We start from the raw sequence: 14,708 nt of genomic DNA on the forward strand, positions 1-14,708 counted from the left end.
GCCGTGTGTCCGAGCGGCGGGACGGGCCGTGAACTGTGTTGGATTGTCTCCGGTGTGCTTCGTCTGTTCGCGGCAGTCGGAATTCCGTCGCTCGGCCCTGTCGGGTATTTGTTCCTCGCGCCCGCCGTGCGTCCGACCGGCGAGACGGGCCGCGAATGAGGTGTCGGCATTGTCCGCTCCGTCGATTCGCAGCGGTCGAGTATCGGCTTCAGCTCGGCCGCCGACATACTTCGGGCGGACCTCCTGATCCGGAGGTCCGCCCGAGATGTTTCCGAACGCCTATCTGGGCAGCGGAATCGGGATGGGGATCGGTGGCAGCCGCGGAATCGGAATTCCGGGCAGGTTCGGCACCTGCGGCGTACCCGGCTGCGGCACCTGGCGTTCGGTGCCGTCGCTGAGGTACAGCGTGATCACCGAACCCGGGATCGCCGACCCGTTGGGCGTGGTGCCCTGGACCGTGCCCTTGGCGGCCGAACCGGGCTGGGTCACCGCCGAAACCTGGAAGCCCGCGCCGACCAGCGCCGAGGTCGCCTCGGCCTGGGTCATGCCCATCACGTCCGGAATCTGCGAATTGTTCGATCCGCGAACGTATTTGTCGTCCAGCGGCGGTAGCACCGACGGCGGGAAGTTGCCGAGCACCGGTCTGATGCCCAGGAACCAGCTGCGGGCCGGTTCGTTACCACCGAACAGGTTTCCGCTGCCGCAGTTGCGCAGCGGGAACGAGCAGATCTCGTCCGGCGTCGGCGAGTCGCCGTAGATGTAGGCGGCGCCGGCCAGCGAATCGGTGAAGCCCAGGAAGGCCGAGGAGCGGTTGGTCTCGGTGGTACCCGTCTTGGAGGACACCGGGACGTTCCAGCCCGCCACGTGTGCCGAGGCGGCCGCGGTACCGCCGGTGGCGTCCTGACTCAGCGCATTGGCGAGGGTGCGCGCCAGACCCGGATCGATGACCTGCTCACACGCCTGCTGGGTCAGCGAGACGGGTTTGCCGTTGCGATCGAGGACCTGCTTGATCGGCGAGGGCGGGCACCACTTGCCGCCCGAGGCCAGCGTGGCGGCGACATTGGACAGCTCCAGCGGATTCACCGCGACCGGGCCCAGCGTGAACGAACCCAGATTCTGCTGTTTGAACATGTCGGCCATGCTCGTGTTGCCGTGCCCGGAGGTCCCGGCCTTGGTGTAGGACCGCAGGCCCAGGCGGATGGCCATATCGACGGTCGGCGTCACCCCGACGGCCTGGATGAGCTTGACGAACGCGGTGTTCGGCGACTGGGCCAGCGCCTCGGTCACCGACATCGGCGAACGGTAGTTACCGGCGTTCTTGACGCAGTACGTCATCGCCGGGCAGCCCGGCGTGCCACTCGAACCCATGCCCTTGGCCGCGTAGAACGAGGGCACATCCAGTTTGGCGTTGATGCCCAGGCCCTTCTCCATCGCCGCGGCCGTGGTGAAGATCTTGAAGATGGAGCCCGCACCGTCACCGACCATCGAGAAGGGTTGCGGCTGAACGGTTTGATGGATGTTCGCGTCCAGGCCGTAGGTGCGGCTGGACACCATGGCCAGCACGTTGTGCGAGTCCTGACCGGGCGCGATGATGCTGGAGACCTCGGCGATATCGGCCAGGGTCGGGTTGGTCATCGAGTCGACCGCGGCCTTCATCGAGTTCTGCACGGCCGGGTCGAGGGTGGTGCGGATCAGATAGCCGCCCTTGTCGAGCTGATCCTTGCTGATGCCCGCGTCCTCCAGGTACTGCATCGCGTAATCGCAGAAGTAGCCGCGGTCGTCGGCGGCGATGCAGCCGTTGGACAGGCCCTTGGGTTCGGGCAGCACGCCCAGCGGGGTCGCCTTGGCGGCACGGAATTCCTCGGCGCGGGCGGGGATGTTCTGGATCATCGTGTCCAGCACGGTGTTGCGGCGCGCGAGCACTTCCTTCTCGTTGGTGTACGGGTTGAAGTGCGAGGAGCTCTGCACGATGCCGGCCAGCATCGCCGCCTGCGGGACGGACAGATCCTTGGCGTCCACGCCGAAGTAGGTCTGCGCGGCGTCCTGGACGCCGTAGGCGCCGTTGCCGAAGTACACCAGGTTCAGGTAGCGGGTGAGGATCTCGTCCTTGGTGAGCTGCTTGTCCAGCGTCAGGGCGAGGCGGATCTCGCGCAGTTTGCGCGCGGGGGTGGTCTCGATGGCCGCGCGACGTTCGGCGTCGGTCTTGGCCACGACCAGGAGCTGGAAGTTCTTCACGTACTGCTGGTCGATGGTGGAACCACCCTGCTGTACCTCACCGCTCGAGGTGTTGCGCAGGAATGCGCGGAAGGTGCCCTGCCAGTCCACGCCGTGGTGTTGCAGGAAGCGGCGGTCCTCGATGGAGACCTGGGCCAGCTTCATGTTGTTGGAGATCTTGTCGCTGGGGACCTGGAACCGACGCTGGTCGTACAGCCAGGCGATCGGTGCTCCGGTGGCGTCGACCATCGTGGAGACCGCGGGCACGGTGCCCTCCAGCACTTCCGCCGAGACGTTGTCCACAGCGTCGGCGGCGCGGTTCGAGATATACCCGAAACCACCGGCGAGCGGGAACAACAGCCCGGCGATCAGAGCGGCCGCCAGGATGCACGCCCCGGCCAGTCTGGCGAGCGTTTGTGAGATCGGCACGCTCCAAGACTAAATGCAGTCCCTCGGGACGAGCGTTGCGCGGTGCGGGCCGCCGCTTTCCGCCCTGCTCGGGGCGTGCATCTCGTCACATGTGGGCGCGTCGTGCCGAGAAAAGCCCGGCGTGTCGCCCAATTAGTTCAGACTGCCCGGTTTTATGTCGCTTTTGCATGGACGGGCGTACCAGAAATTCCAGGGACGGTCTTGCGCTCCGCCCATACCTTTACCTAGATTGAGAACCCAGTGTGATAGAGCTAACACTCAAAGTGGAATGTGGTGCAGTTCGCAGCGGGGTTGGGTTGCTGCGAACTGCTCGCGATTCCGGAGCGCCGTTGACCCGGTGTTCGGACTGCAAAGGGGCACACCAAATGCATATGACTACCCCCATCGCTCGATTGGACGTGGAGCAGGCCGAAGCAAGGATCGCCTGGGTCTCCCAGGCTCGATGCAAGGAAGTGGACCCCGACCAGCTGTTCGTACGCGGTGCAGCGCAGCGCAAAGCGGCGACGATCTGCCGACACTGCCCCGTCCTGATGGAGTGCGGTGCCGATGCCCTGGACAATCGAGTGGAGTTCGGTGTGTGGGGTGGGATGACCGAACGGCAGCGGCGTGCGCTGCTCAAGCAGCATCCGGAGGTGACGTCCTGGGCGGAGTTCTTCCGCGCCCAGCGGAACCAGAAAATCGCGATCTGAGGATCTTGCCGACAACGGACCGAGCCCGCATTCGCGGGCTCGACCCGTTTCCGGGGTCGGTCGGCGTCCCGCTCGAGCGTCGACCACCCGGTTGCCGAGGCGGAGTCGAGTGTGCAGCTCAAGCGGTGTGGGCCCCGGTCGAGTCGAAGAGTTGATCGGCGACAGCGCGCAGCGCCCGCAGATCCGAGACCTCGAACGGCAGCGCGGTCACCGCGACGATCGGCACCCGGGGGTGCGCGCCGGTGAACCGATGCAGCAGATGCTGTTCGCGCTTGGCGGTGCTGGCGCGATGCGCGTGGATGCGAAGTACGTCCGCCGCCAGCGCGCGCGGATCGGAGGTCGCGTCGTCGTCGGATTCCGCGCTGACGGTCCCGCCGGGCACGCCGTTGCCGCTCGCGGGGGCGAGCCGGTCGGCGGCCGCGGCGGCCTGCTCGGCCGACAGCGAGCACAGCGCCGGATGGGTGCGATTCAGGACCAGCCCGGCCAGCGGCATCGCATCGGTGGAGAGCCGATCGACGAAGAACGACGCCTCGCGCAGCGCATCGGGTTCGGCCGCGGCCACCACCAGGAAGTGCGTCCCGGGCCGGGACAGCATCGCGTAGGTGCGATTGGCGCGATCCTGGAAGCCGCCGAACATCGACTCCAGCGACTGCAGGAACAGCGACGCGTCCTTGAGCATCTGACCGCCCACGATCGTGGACACGCCGCGCACCGCCAGGCTCATCGCGCCGGTCACGAACCGGCCCACGCCGCGTCCGGGGGCCATGATGACGCGAATCATGCGGCCGTTCAGGAAGTTTCCGAGTCGTTTGGGCGCGTCGAGGAAGTCCAGCGCGTTGCGTGAGGGCGGGGTGTCCACGATGATCAGGTCCCACTCCTTGCGACCGACCAGCTGGCCCAGCTTCTCCATCGCCATGTACTCCTGCGTACCGCCGAAGGACGAGGCCACGGTCTGATAGAAGGGGTTCGCGAAGATCTGCTCGGCCTTGTCCGGGGTGGTGTGCTCGAGCACCATCTCGTCGAAGGTGCGGCGCATGTTCAGCATCATCGCGAACAGTTCGCCCGTCGCCTCCGGGCCGAGCTGCACGCGTTGCGGGCTGTTGCCCAGATCGCTCACGCCCAGCGACTGGGCCAGGCGCCGGGCCGGATCGATGGTCAGCACGACGACCTTGCGGCCCGATTCGGCCGCTCGCAGGGCGATGGCCGCGGCCGTGGTCGTCTTGCCGACGCCGCCGCTGCCGCAGCAGACCACCACGCGGGCCGACGGGTCCGCGACGATCGTCGAAATATCGAGCGGGACTGCGGTACTCGGAACGGTCATCAGCGAACTCCCTGAGTGCTCAGATGCTCGGCCAGCTCGTACAGTCCGCCCAGGTCCATACCGTCGGGCAAGGCGGGCAGATACAGCCGGGAGATGTCCACCCGGGACAGTTCGGCCGAACTGTCGTCCTGGGCGCGCAGGGTTGCGCTGTGCTGCACCGTCTCCTCCACGATCCCCTGGAAGTCCTTGTCGGACAGGATGATTCCCGTATCGTGCAATCCGGTGCGCAGGGCTTGGACGTCGAGGTCGCCGTCCGCGGCGCGGGCACGCATGGTGGCGGGCAGATAGCCCTCGGTGGCGCGATTGACGATCACCGTGCCGATCCGGAAATCCGCCTCGGTCAGTTCCGCGACCGCGTCGGCGGTCTCCTGCACCGGCAGCGCCTCGAGCAGCGTCACCAGGTGCACGACGGTCTGCTCGGAGTGCAGCAGATTCGACACACCCTCGGCCTGCGAGGCGATCGGGCCGCCCTTGGCCATATCGACCATGGCCTTGGTGACGTCCAGGAATCCGGCGATGCGGCCGGTCGGCGGCGCGTCGACCACGATCTCGTCGTAGACCGGGCGGGTCCGGTTACCGGACTTCTCGGTGCGCACCACGCATTCCTTGATCTTGCCGGTCAGAATGACGTCCTTGAGGCCCGGCGCGATCGTGGTGACGAATTCGATGGCGCCCATCCGGCGCATCGCCCGGCCCGCGAAGCCGAGATTGTAGAACATCTCCATGTATTCGAGGAAGGCGTGTTCGATATCGAGCGCCAGGGCCATGACCTCGCCGCCGCCGTCGGCGGTCGCGATCTTGGTCTCGGTCGGCGGCAGCGGCGGCAGATCGAACAGCTGCGCGATGGATTGCCGCCCCTCCACCTCGACCAGCAGCACCCGCCGCCCACCCGCCGCGAGAGCCAGCGCCAGCGCCGCGGCCACCGTCGACTTCCCGGTGCCGCCCTTCCCGGAAACGTAGTGCAGCCGGGCCTTGTCCGCCCGCTCCGGCCAACCTAACTCGGGCCCCGCTTCACTGGAAACGGGCGCTGCTATCGGTGCTCCCACGTTCGCGAGCCTATAGCCCGTTGTGAAAATCCCACCAAGCGATCCACCAACTGTCTGGTACACCACAGTGTCTTTGGCCTCCGCTTCGCTCCGGCGGGTTCGCGGCCCCCTGAGTCTCGCCGGTCGGCCCCGTGTCGGGTACTCGTTCCTCGCACCCGCCACGCGTCCGACCGGCGAGACGGGCCGCGAACCTCGGTGTCGGCGTTGTTCGAGGTTGGTGGAACGAGGTGTGTGGGCGCTTGTGTCGAGTGTCGGGGCATCGAATTGGGGCGAGCCCAAAGGTTCTCGGGGGTGGGGTGCACCTATACGCTCGGGCGCATGAGTGATGTGACGCAGTGGGAATACGCGACCGTGCCGTTGCTGACGCATGCGACCAAGCAGATTCTGGATCAGTGGGGTGCGGACGGCTGGGAGTTGGTCACGGTGCTGCCGGGGCCGACCGGTGAGCAGCACGTGGCCTACCTCAAGCGGGTGAAGGGCTGATGGGGCAGCTCTGGCGGGAGAATCTGAGCCGGCTCGGGCTCGGGCTGCCGGCCGTGGCCGCCCCGGCGGGCGCCTACATCCCGGCGCTGCGCAGCGGATCGCTGGTCTACACCTCCGGTCAGCTGCCGTTCGTCGGCGGTGAGCTGTCGGCCGTCGGCAAGGTCGGCGCCGAGGTGAGTCTCGAACAGGCCAAGCAGGCAGCCCAGCTGTGCGCGCTCAACGCGCTCGCGGCGGTCCACGACCTGGTCGGGCTGGACTCGGTCGTGCGGATCGTGAAGGTCGTCGGATTCGTCGCCTCCGCACCGGGATTCAACGAGCAGCCGCAGGTGATCAACGGCGCCTCGGAACTCCTGGGCGAACTGTTCGGCGAAGCCGGTACGCACGCCCGCTCCGCGGTCGGCGTTTTCGAGCTGCCCAGGAACACTCCGGTCGAGGTGGAACTCATCGCCGAGGTGAGCTAGATCGTGGTGCGGCCCTGCACGAAATGCGGTAAGCAGGAATGAGGTTCGCGTGCCAAGCGAAGCAGAAGGACACAGCATGACGCTCACTCATCCGGCTTACGGGCAACTGCGGACGGTCACGCCGACCGCATCGGTACTGCTGGCGAACAACCCCAACCAGATGACCCTGCAGGGCACCAACACCTGGATTCTGCGTGCCCCCGGACGATCCGATTGCATCGTGATCGATCCGGGGCCCAAGGATCGTGAGCACAGCGAGGCGATCGCGCGGGAGACCGGCGGAAATATCGCCCTCACCCTGATCACGCACCACCATCACGACCACACCGGCGGGATCGATCGGCTGACCAAGCTGACCGGCACCACGGTGCGCGCGGTCGATCCGGAACATCTGCGTGGTTCGGTCACACCGCTGACCGATGGTGAGGTCGTCGAGGCGGCCGGGCTGCGCATCACGGTGCTGAGCACCCCCGGGCACACCACCGATTCGGTGAGTTTCGTCCTCGACGACGCCGTCCTCACCGGCGACACCGTGCTCGGCAGCGGAACCACCGTGCTCGAATCGCGCGACGGCGCGCTGGGCGACTACCTCTCCTCGATGGACCGCCTGCTCGAGGTGGCCCCCGGCCGGGCCCTGCTGCCCGCACACGGCCCCGACCACCCCGACGCCGAGCCCGTCCTGCGCTACTACATCCAGCATCGCCAGGAGCGCCTGGAGCAGGTGCGCGCGGCACTGCGCGAACTGGGCCCGAACGCCAAGCCGCTACAGGTCGTCGCGAAGGTCTACGCCGACGTCGACAAGAAGCTGTGGCCCGCGGCCCGCAGCTCGGTCAAAGCCCAGCTGGCCTATCTACGCAGCCAACAGAACTGAGTGAGCCATCCGGGGCTCGAACAACCCCGAACAACCCCGGACAACGCCGACGCCCGGTGAACCTCGTTCCAAGACCTTGGACAACGCCAACTCCGAGGTTCGCGGCCCGTCTCGCCGGTCGGACGCGTGGCGGGTGCGAGGAACGAATACCCGACACGGGGCCGAACGGCGAGACTTCGGGGGCCGCGAACACGCCGGAGCGAAGCGGAGGCCGAAATTACCGTGCGCGGCGGGCCAAGCGCTCCGAATCGGAGATCAGCACGCTCTTGCCTTCCAACCGCAGCCAGCCGCGGTGCGCGAAATCGGCCAGGGCCTTGTTCACGGTCTCGCGGGAGGCGCCGACCAGCTGGGCGATCTCCTCCTGGGTGAGGTCGTGGGTGACGCGCAGCGCACCGGCCTCCTGCGTGCCGAACCGCTGGGCCAGCGTCAGCAGCGCCTTCGCCACACGTCCGGGGACGTCGGTGAAGATCAGGTCGGCCAGGTTGTTGTTGGTGCGGCGCAGACGCCGGGCCAACACGCGCAGCAGCTGCTCGGCGATCTCCGGGCGCTGATCGATCCATGCCTTGAGCGCGTCGCGGTCCATGGTGACCGCGCGAACCTCGGTCACGGTGGTGGCGGTGGAGGTGCGCGGACCCGGGTCGAAGATCGACAGTTCGCCGAACATGTCCGACGGACCCATGATGGTCAGCAGATTCTCTCGCCCGTCGGGCGAGCGGCGGCCGATCTTCACCTTGCCGGAGGTGATGATGAACAGCCGGTCGCCCGGCTCACCCTCGTTGAAGATGATGTGTCCGCGGGGAAAGTCCACGGGCTGTAGTTGTTTGGCGAGAGCTGCCACTGCGGTGGGCTCGACGCCTTGGAAGATGCCTGCTCTGGCGAGGGCCTCGTCCACGAATGTGCTCCTTATGGGAATTGACGGTGTACTGGCGGCGCCAGCGGGTCCCTACGTGGTGACGACGCAAGCTGCCGCCTGCGGGCCCGTCGCTGTCGCCCCGGCTCGTGCCGAAGCGGCCGACAGTGCAGTCTACTTTGCATGCGGACAGCGTAGTGACAGACACCACGTAGATGCGGTTGGTGAAACGACCGCGATGCCCGAATGGTTCCCGCCGCACCCGTGTCGCGTCGGCGCGGCGTGCCGGATCAGCTCGCCTGTGCGACGTCCAGTTCGTCGCCGCGGGTACGTCTGCGGCCGGGATGAGCCGCGGCGGCCGGTACACCCAGCTTCGCGAGCTCGTTGACCTCGGCATTGCTGGCACGTTCGAGGTATTGCTGGACCTCTTCTTCCGGTTCGAGCAGTTTGCGAAGCCGATTTTCGACGCGTTCCATGAACAGCGCGAACAGCATCAGCACCACCGGGAAGAGCACCACAGCGAGTCCTTGCATATCGAGGAGTAAACACGGAGAAGGTCTCAGATGGAACACGGGAGGCATTCTCTGTCGCCTCGATCACGCTGTGAACGTGGCTGTCGCACCCGCGATCGAGCCGATTTCCCCGGGTCGCACGACTCATTGACGGGCTGTTGTCGGAGGGGTTCCGTATGGTGGACGAGTGCGTAAACCCGCCGCCACCGCTCCCAGCGCCGCCGCCGAACCGCGGCGGCGCGACACGTCCGCTTCTCGTACGGCCAAATTCGCTGCCGAGACCAGGCTCGGCCTGGTACGCCGGGCGCGTCGGATGAATCGGACACTCACGCTGGCATTCCCGGATGCGCACTGCGAGCTCGATTTCACGAACCCGCTCGAATTGGCGGTCGCCACAATCCTTTCCGCGCAATGCACCGATGTGCAGGTGAATATGACCACGCCCGCGCTGTTCGCCCGCTACCGTGATGCGCGCGGCTATGCCGAGGCCGATCGCACCGAACTCGAGGAGTACATCCGCCCGACCGGCTTCTATCGCAACAAGGCGTCCTCGCTGATCGGTCTGGGCCAGGCTCTGCTGGAACGGCACGACGGCGTACTCCCCGGAAATCTGGACGAATTGGTCAAATTGCCGGGAATCGGTCGCAAGACTGCGAATGTCATTCTGGGCAATGCCTTCGATGTGCCGGGTATCACGGTGGACACGCATTTCGGGCGGCTGGTCCGGCGCTGGGGCTGGACCACCGAGGAGGATCCGGTCAAGGTCGAGCACATCGTCGGCGAGCTGATCGAGCGCAAGGAGTGGACCATGCTCTCGCACCGGGTGATCTTTCACGGTCGCCGGGTGTGTCATGCCCGCAAACCCGCGTGCGGCGCCTGCCTGCTGGCCAAGGATTGCCCGTCCTTCGGGACCGGTCCGACCGATCCGGTCGCCGCGGCCGCGCTGGTCAAGGGACCGGAGGCGGAGCATCTGCTCGAACTGGTGGGCCGGTGAGGTCGATTCCCACGGCCTGGCGATGGACATTCGTCGGTTTGATCGTGATCGTCGCGCTCGCGGTGGCGCTGTGGCCTCGCGGAGTCCACGAAAACCGTCCCGGCGCAACGGCGACCGCCGCGAAGGTGCCCGCCGCAGTGAGCAGCGGGCAGCGCTCGGCCGCTGCCCTGGCCGATTGCCCGACGACCACCGCGCCGGGTCCGGAGAAGGGGCCGCTGGCCGGTATCGGCCTGGACTGCCTGGCGAACGGCAGGCAGGTGGATCTAGGCGCCGCGCTGGCCGGTAAACCCGCCCTGCTGAATCTGTGGGCGTACTGGTGCGGGCCCTGCGCCGAGGAACTGCCCGCGTTGCAGCAGTTCGCCGATCGCGTCGGCTCGGCGATGACGGTGCTCACCGTGCACAGCGATCCGAACGAGTCGATGGCCCTGGCCCGGCTGCAGGATCTGAAGGTTCATCTGCCCGGCGTGCAGGACGGCGACGGCCGGGTGCGGACCGCGGTCGGCGCGGTTCCGGCGCTGCCGATCTCGGTGCTGGTCCGTGCCGACGGTTCGATCGCGAAGGTCGTATCGCGCCCGTTCGCCGACGTCGCGGACATCAGCGAGACGGTCGCCACCGAACTGGGGGTGCGTGCATGACCGACCGCGATCGGGGTGGCCGTCGCGCGCACGGTGTCGGATGCGGCTACCGTGCTCGAGACCGGTCCGATACGGCTGCCGCGGGCAGCCCGGCCGCCGCGGGCGGTGATCACGGCGACGAGGCCGGAGGAGGCAAAGTGCGCGACCGCGAGGGGCGCGAGGAGTCCGGCGCGCGCCCGGATCTGGTGACCGAGGGTATCCCGTTCTGGCTGCGCGGCGTCGTCGAACGCAAACCGGCCGACCCGACCGGGACCAACCCGGTGCTGAATCGGACGGCGATGAGGCAGGTCGCGGCCGCGGCGATGCGCCCGCGTCAGGCGTCGGTGCTCGTCCTGTTCGGCGGTTCGCCCGAAGCCGACCCGTCGGCGCCCGGTGGACTGCCCGCCGATGCGGATGTGCTGCTCACCCAGCGCGCGGCCACGTTGCGCCAGCATCGCGGCCAGGTCGCCTTTCCCGGCGGCGGCGTGGAATCCGGCGATCGCGGCCCGGTCGACACCGCGCTCCGCGAGGCATGGGAGGAGACCGGTCTGGATCGCGCGGGCGTGGATCCGCTCGCGGTGCTGCCGAAGATCTTCGTGCCGCCCTCGCGGTTCGACGTGACGCCGGTGCTCGCGTACTGGCGCACGCCCGGCGAGGTGCGGGTGGTCAGCGAGACCGAGGCCGCGCGGGTGGCGCGAGTGCGGATCGCGGACCTGATCGATCCGGCGAATCGGTTCGTGGTGCGACATCCGCTGGGGTACATGAGCCCGGCGTTCGAGGTCGACAGCATGCTCGTCTGGGGATTCACCGCCGGTGTACTGGCCGGTCTGCTGGCGGTTTCGGGATGGGAGCGCGAATGGGATCCGCACGACGTGCGTGATCTGCAGGCCGCGCTCGAGGCAGTTGGGATGACGTTATGAGTCGGTCGGGTTCGCGGCCGGCAGGGCTGCGGCCATCGGCGGCAGTGGGGAGGACACGATGACCTCGTCGGACTGGCTCGATATCGCGGTTGTGATCATCGCGCTGCTGGCCGCCTCCTCGGGCTGGCGGCAGGGTGCGGTGGCTTCCGCACTGGCCTTCCTGGGCGTGATCCTGGGCGCGGTGGCGGGCATCCTGATCGCGCCGCACATCCTGATCCACATCGCCGAGGGCCGCAAACGCGTCCTGGTCGGCGTGGTGCTGATCGTGGCGCTGGTGATCGTCGGCGAGGTGGCCGGCATGGTGCTGGGCCGCGCGGCCCGCAGCGGGATGCACAACACGTTCATCCGCGCCGTGGACAGCGTGGTGGGCGCGTGCCTGCAACTGGTCGCGGTCCTGGCCACCGCCTGGCTGCTGGCGCTGCCGCTGGCCTCCTCCTCGCAACCGGCGATCGCGGCTGCGGTGAACGGTTCGCGGGTGCTCTCGGAGGTCAACAAGGTCGCGCCGAACTGGCTGCGCCGGGTGCCCAACGAGTTCTCCCAACTGCTCAACACCTCCGGACTGCCGGATGTGATCGGTCCGTTCAGTCGCGCGCCGATCGCCGCGGTCGCCCCGCCGGACGGGAGCGTGCTCGACAGTCCGGTCGCGGTCAACCTGCAGCACAGCGTGTTGCGCATCCGCGGTGTCGCGTCGAGTTGTCAGCGGATGCTGGAGGGTTCGGGTTTCGTCGTCGCCCCCGAGCGGATCATGACCAACGCGCACGTGGTCGCCGGAACCAATTCCCTGCAGGTGGATACCGCCAAGGGGCCGCTGGATGCCACCGTGGTGCTGTTCGATCCGTCCAAGGATGTGGCGGTGCTGGACGTGCCCGGTCTGCAGGCGCCGGTGATTCCGCTGGCTTCGGGTGCCGCGACCTCGGGTGAGAGTTCGATCGTGCTCGGTTATCCGGGCGGCGGACCGTACACTGCCAGCGCGGCGCGCGTGCGCGAGACGCTGAATCTGACCGGACCCAACATCTACAAGAGCGATACCGTCGAGCGCGAGGTCTACACCGTGCGCGGCAAGGTCCGGGCGGGCAATTCCGGTGGGCCGCTGGTGGATACGCAGGGTGACGTGCTGGGCGTGGTGTTCGGCGCGGCCGTCACCGACGAGGACACCGGATATGTGCTGACCTTGAAGGAGGTCAGGTCCGATCTCGACGCCGCGGCAGGCCGCACGGCCGCCGTGGGCACCGGCCAGTGCGTCCTGAGCTGAGATAGCCAGGGCGAGATCGGTTGTCGCCCTTAACGGTTCAAGATAGGAGTTTTGCCAGTTCGGCGGTGACTTCCTGTGGTCTCTCCTGATGGGCGAAATGGCCTGCGCCGGTGAGGGATACGATTCGGCGGTCGGGGGAGAGGCCTTGGCCGCGGCGCATGGTGGCGTCGAGGATGTAGCCGTCCGATTCGCCGTGTAGGGCCAGGACCGGGATGCGGACCGGTTCGCGCATCGCGGACATGAACCGGTGGCCGTCGGGACGCCACTGGCTGCGGAACGCCCAGCGCTGATATTCCAGGGCACAGTGCGCGGTGCCGGAGATGCGGATGGCCGCGCGCATCCGGCGGGCGGTGTCGACGAAATCTGCCGATCCGGCCCAGTCGGTTCCGGCCCGCTGCCGCAGCAGCCGTTCCACCTCGAATCCGTCCCGGGTGGTCAGCAGACGTTCGCCGTAGCGCGGCGGTTGATAGCGCAGGAAGTTCGGCAGCCACATCCGGCGCTGCCGTCCGTCGCGCAGCACGGCCTGTTTGAGCGCTACCGGATGCGGCGAGCTCACCACCGCGATCGAGCGCACCAGCCGCGGATGCAGGACCGCGGTCGCCCAGCACACCAGTCCGCCCTCGGCGTGGCCGACCAGGGTGGCGTCGGTGTGGCCCAGCGCGCGGATGAGTCCGGCGACGTCACCGGCGAGGGTCCAGCCGTCGTAGCCGCGCGGTGGCTTGTCCGAATCGCCGTATCCACGCAGATCGACCGCGACCGCGCGGTACCCGAGGTCGGCCAGGCCGGTCAGCTGATGCCGCCAGGACCACCAGAAATCGCCGAATCCGTGCAGCAGCAGAACCAGCGGGGTATCGGTCTCCGCCGTATCGTCTCCGCGCACGCCGGATCCGGAGGTGGGCGCCGCCTCGGCGATGTGGAATCGAATGCCGTTGGCATGCACGTCCTTATGGATCCACGGTCCGTCGTAGCGGACGCTCGACGGATCCGGACTCGGAATAGACGACACGCCGGAAAGCGTAATCGGCGCGCTAGCGGCCGGACGTGTCGACCGCATCGTTGACATCCGACGCATGTGCGCCGAGTCCCTGCGGCAGCACGGTCCGCGTCTCCTTCAGCGATTCGATGGTCTTGGCCGGCGCCCGAAGTTTGCGCACCTTCATGTAGCCGAGCACCGCGAACGCCACGGTGGCCACGATCATCAGCGCGAACACGATCAGGAAGGCCGCCCAGCGGTAGAGCCACACGTCGAGCAGTTCGGCGAGGAAGAAGAAAAAGAAGAAGGTCGAGAACAGCAGGATCGTCAGCGCGACGATGAAGAAGACGCTGCCCTGCAGACCCTTGCGGATTTCCCCGGTCACCTCGGCCTTGGCCAGCGCCACCTCGGCGCGGACCAGGGTCGACATCTGTTCGGTGGCATCGCGAACCAGGTCTCCGATGCTCGCGGTGCGCGTGGTGTCGACCTCGGACAGCGGAATAGAGGTAATGGCCCGGCCACTTTCGGCGCCCTGCCCGTTACCGCCCTGTGTGAAGCTCAATGCTCGACCCTTCTCCCTGTCCCTGTGCTGTCCGGCCTAGGCTCTGCTCAACGGCAGCTCGCGGTTGCGTCCGCGCCGCACTCCGTCGAGTACGCCCGCCGCAACACTAACGCCGAACCGTGCGGACGAGCCGCCATTGCCGTCGCCAACACGGCGGCGTCGTGCGAGTTCTGCCACCCAGAAGGCTAGCTGTATCTTCGGCCTCGGTATTTTCGGCCTCCCGCTTCGCTCCGGCTGTTTTACGGCGCTGCATTCAGCGGCCGCCGCTTGCTCCTTCGTCGCGTACACGACAGCCGCCGAACGGCGAGCCGCGCCGAAAAAGCTTGGGGTGTTGTGGTTTTGCCTATCGCTTCGCGGGCAAGTTCCGGCGGACGGAGACGCTTCGCCGCTGGGCGCGTTGGTGGTTGCGCTCAGTCGTTCGGATACGCGACGGCCCGGAGTGCCGAGGCGCTCCGGGCCTGCGGATTCGGATGTGGTGTTACCAGTTGGTCTTCTGGGTGCGGATCGCTTCGAAGAC

Annotated in this window: 15 protein-coding genes; 8 read left to right on the forward strand and 7 right to left on the reverse strand. The window is 67.5% G+C overall.

The window, feature by feature from the left end; translation table 11 throughout:
- Positions 1–279 precede the first annotated feature (279 nt).
- Positions 280–2,643, reverse strand: coding sequence for a transglycosylase domain-containing protein (locus tag ON40_RS02025; RefSeq protein ID WP_040817770.1), 2,364 nt, complete (start codon positions 2,641–2,643; stop codon positions 280–282).
- A gap of 365 nt (positions 2,644–3,008) precedes the next feature.
- On the opposite strand from ON40_RS02025, the gene ON40_RS02030 reads away from it, so the two are divergent.
- A complete protein-coding gene (locus tag ON40_RS02030; RefSeq protein ID WP_040817773.1) occupies positions 3,009–3,332 on the forward strand; it encodes a WhiB family transcriptional regulator in 324 nt (107 codons plus the stop codon).
- Between the two features lie 118 nt (positions 3,333–3,450).
- Here ON40_RS02030 and bagB read toward each other — a convergent pair whose 3' ends face one another.
- Both bagB and bagA read right to left on the reverse strand, forming a co-directional pair.
- Entirely contained in the window at positions 3,451–4,653 is a 1,203-nt protein-coding gene (gene bagB / locus ON40_RS02035) for an ATPase BagB (protein ID WP_040817775.1), read from the reverse strand.
- Entirely contained in the window at positions 4,653–5,699 is a 1,047-nt protein-coding gene (gene bagA / locus ON40_RS02040; protein ID WP_174434994.1) for an ATPase BagA, read from the reverse strand. Before bagA ends, bagB begins: the two co-directional genes overlap by 1 nt.
- Positions 5,700–6,017: 318 nt before the next feature.
- On the opposite strand from bagA, the gene sp36 reads away from it, so the two are divergent.
- From sp36 to ON40_RS02055, 3 genes are all read left to right on the forward strand, one after another.
- Positions 6,018–6,182, forward strand: a complete 165-nt coding sequence (gene sp36, locus ON40_RS02045) for a Sp36 family protein (protein ID WP_085997622.1) — start codon at positions 6,018–6,020, stop codon at positions 6,180–6,182.
- A complete protein-coding gene (locus ON40_RS02050) occupies positions 6,182–6,643 on the forward strand; it encodes a RidA family protein (RefSeq protein WP_040817780.1) in 462 nt (153 codons plus the stop codon). The genes sp36 and ON40_RS02050 overlap by 1 nt, the downstream gene beginning before the upstream one ends.
- 76 nt (positions 6,644–6,719) lie before the next feature.
- Positions 6,720–7,514: an MBL fold metallo-hydrolase gene (locus ON40_RS02055; RefSeq protein ID WP_040817783.1), complete on the forward strand. Its 795-nt coding sequence runs from the start codon at positions 6,720–6,722 to the stop codon at positions 7,512–7,514.
- A 217-nt stretch (positions 7,515–7,731) separates the two neighbouring features.
- Here the strand turns inward: ON40_RS02055 and ON40_RS02060 are convergent, their stop codons facing one another.
- Positions 7,732–8,406 (reverse strand): Crp/Fnr family transcriptional regulator, encoded by a 675-nt coding sequence (locus ON40_RS02060; RefSeq protein WP_040817786.1) that lies wholly within the window; start codon positions 8,404–8,406, stop codon positions 7,732–7,734.
- Between the two features lie 248 nt (positions 8,407–8,654).
- A complete protein-coding gene (locus ON40_RS02065; RefSeq protein WP_040817788.1) occupies positions 8,655–8,897 on the reverse strand; it encodes a hypothetical protein in 243 nt (80 codons plus the stop codon).
- A 166-nt stretch (positions 8,898–9,063) separates the two neighbouring features.
- Here ON40_RS02065 and nth point away from each other — a divergent pair, with 166 nt between their 5' ends.
- From nth to ON40_RS02085, 4 genes are all read left to right on the forward strand, one after another.
- Positions 9,064–9,870: an endonuclease III gene (nth, locus tag ON40_RS02070; RefSeq protein ID WP_040817791.1), complete on the forward strand. Its 807-nt coding sequence runs from the start codon at positions 9,064–9,066 to the stop codon at positions 9,868–9,870.
- A gap of 5 nt (positions 9,871–9,875) precedes the next feature.
- On the forward strand, positions 9,876–10,505 hold the full coding sequence (locus ON40_RS02075) for a TlpA disulfide reductase family protein (protein WP_040817869.1): 630 nt from the start codon (positions 9,876–9,878) through the stop codon (positions 10,503–10,505).
- A 182-nt stretch (positions 10,506–10,687) separates the two neighbouring features.
- Positions 10,688–11,404 (forward strand): NUDIX hydrolase, encoded by a 717-nt coding sequence (locus ON40_RS02080; RefSeq protein ID WP_245567620.1) that lies wholly within the window; start codon positions 10,688–10,690, stop codon positions 11,402–11,404.
- 58 nt (positions 11,405–11,462) lie between these two features.
- Positions 11,463–12,656, forward strand: a complete 1,194-nt coding sequence (locus ON40_RS02085; protein ID WP_040817794.1) for a MarP family serine protease — start codon at positions 11,463–11,465, stop codon at positions 12,654–12,656.
- Between the two features lie 37 nt (positions 12,657–12,693).
- Here ON40_RS02085 and ON40_RS02090 read toward each other — a convergent pair whose 3' ends face one another.
- Together ON40_RS02090 and ON40_RS02095 are read right to left on the reverse strand one after the other, a co-directional pair.
- Positions 12,694–13,653, reverse strand: coding sequence for an alpha/beta fold hydrolase (locus tag ON40_RS02090; RefSeq protein ID WP_085997623.1), 960 nt, complete (start codon positions 13,651–13,653; stop codon positions 12,694–12,696).
- A 31-nt stretch (positions 13,654–13,684) separates the two neighbouring features.
- Complete coding sequence (locus ON40_RS02095; RefSeq protein WP_040817796.1) at positions 13,685–14,191, reverse strand: phage holin family protein; 507 nt, start codon at positions 14,189–14,191, stop codon at positions 13,685–13,687.
- Positions 14,192–14,708 lie beyond the last annotated feature (517 nt).

The organism is Nocardia jiangxiensis NBRC 101359 (assembly GCF_000308615.1).
Classification (GTDB): Bacteria; Actinomycetota; Actinomycetes; order Mycobacteriales; family Mycobacteriaceae; genus Nocardia; species Nocardia jiangxiensis.